Raw genomic sequence first — 1,644 nt, forward strand, 5'->3', positions numbered from 1 at the left:
AGACGTCATCCGCTTTCCGAACGTGATCGTTTGGTTCGAGTGGGTGGGCATGAACTCTCGTTCGTAGCGGGAGAGATGGGCGTGGTTGGTCCGTTCGTCTGGCTCGTGGAGGTTGCTGGTGGCGTCGGTGCTCGGTCTGCTGGAGGCCAGGGAGAAGACGGTCCGGGAGGAGATCGCGCGGTTGCGGGAGGAGGCCGAGCGGGTGCAGGCCGCGCTCGGTGAGGCCGAACGCGCGCTTCAGCGTCTGGTGGATGCCCGGGTGACAGTGACCGAGGTGCTGGCCGGGCCGCCTTCGGCGGTCGCGGAGCCCGCGGGAGGCGCGGTGGCGGGCTCGACGGTGCCCCGGCGGGAGAAGGGGATGCCGTCGACAGCCCTCGCGCCGGACTACCAGCGGATCCTGTCGGTGCTGGAGTCTGAAGCGGGCCGGGAGGGCCTGCGCTGCCAGCAACTGGCCGTCGCTCTCGGGCTGGAAGCCGTCCCGGCGAAGGTCGAGGGACTGCGGTCGAAGGCGAAACGCCTGGTGGAGCGAGGGTGGGCCCTGCAGGTGCGGCCGGGAGTGTTCACCGCTCTCGCGACGCCGGTCCTCTGAAGCCGGCCGGGCGGCGTCCGGCCAGGCGACCGCTCATGAGCATGGTCATCGACCACAGCACCATGGCTTCGTGCATGGCCGGCAACGTCTCGTAGTCGCGCACCAGGCGACGCGAGCGCATCAGCCAGCTGAGCGTCCTTTCCACCACCCACCTGCGCGGCAGCACCACGAACCCCGCTGTGTCATCGGTGCGTTTGACGATCTGAAGGATGAGCCGGGGCTTCTCGCGGGCCCAGTCGACGAGCCGGCCGGCATAGCCTCCGTCCGCCCACACCAGGCGGATGGAGAAGTACTGCCCTCGCAGCCGCTGAAGCAGCGGCACGGCGGCGTCGCGGTCCTGCACGCTCGCCGCACTCACCGCGACGGCCAGGACCAGGCCGAGGCAGTCCACCACCAGGTGCCGCTTGCGGCCGCCCACCTTCTTCCCGCCGTCCCAGCCGGACGTCGCGCGCGGGATGTTCACCGCGGCCCGCACCGACTGGGAGTCCACGATCGCGGCCGTGGGGTCCGGGGAGCGGCCCTCCTTCTCCCGGAGGCGGTCGCGCAGGCGGTCGTGGAGTTCAACGAGCAGCCCTGTGATCTGCCAGCGGCGGGCGAAGGCATGCACACGCCGATACGGCGGGAAGTCCGCGGGCAGGTTGGCCCACTTCACGCCGTTGTCCACGACATAGCGCACGGCGTCGAGCATGACGCGGTGGCAATAGCCTTCCGGGCGCCCACCGCGTCCCTCCAGCCAGGCCGGAACCGGCAGCAACGGCCGCACCACCCGCCATTCCGCCTCCGTCATGTCGGAGCCGTACCTCGAAGTGCGCTCCGGCCCGTCCGCCGCGTTGCCGAACCTGTGCGCGAAGCAGTCACACGACGGTGGCAGCGAGTTGGACTCCACACGCGCGGACGCGAAAGACTGCGGCAACAGGGCCTCCTGGTACTCGGATGGGATCGCACCCCCGAACTACCAAGAGGCCCTGCTTCCATGCACCGGCCCTCACACGATCACCCGATCAGGAACCCTGTTCGACCAGCCCAGCCCCGTGATCGATAAGCGGATGACGTCT

3 protein-coding genes are annotated in these 1,644 nt (G+C 69.8%); 2 read left to right on the plus strand and 1 reads right to left on the minus strand.

From position 1 onward, the window contains the following. Positions 1-118 precede the first annotated feature (118 nt). A complete protein-coding gene (locus ACIRB1_RS47085; RefSeq protein ID WP_403470123.1) occupies positions 119-589 on the plus strand; it encodes a hypothetical protein in 471 nt (156 codons plus the stop codon). Here the strand turns inward: ACIRB1_RS47085 and ACIRB1_RS47090 are convergent. After that, positions 561-1,376, minus strand: coding sequence for an IS5 family transposase (locus tag ACIRB1_RS47090; RefSeq protein WP_403470124.1), 816 nt, complete (start codon positions 1,374-1,376; stop codon positions 561-563). The two genes, ACIRB1_RS47085 and ACIRB1_RS47090, sit on opposite strands and share 29 nt — an antisense overlap. Between ACIRB1_RS47090 and ACIRB1_RS47095 the strand changes: the two genes are divergently transcribed. Beyond that, positions 1,375-1,644 (plus strand): hypothetical protein (locus tag ACIRB1_RS47095; RefSeq protein WP_403470125.1); only part of this gene is annotated, 270 nt, incomplete at its 3' end. The genes ACIRB1_RS47090 and ACIRB1_RS47095 overlap by 2 nt on opposite strands.

The sequence above is a fragment of the Streptomyces sp. NPDC096013 genome (assembly GCF_044763565.1).
Classification (GTDB): domain Bacteria; phylum Actinomycetota; class Actinomycetes; order Streptomycetales; family Streptomycetaceae; genus Streptomyces.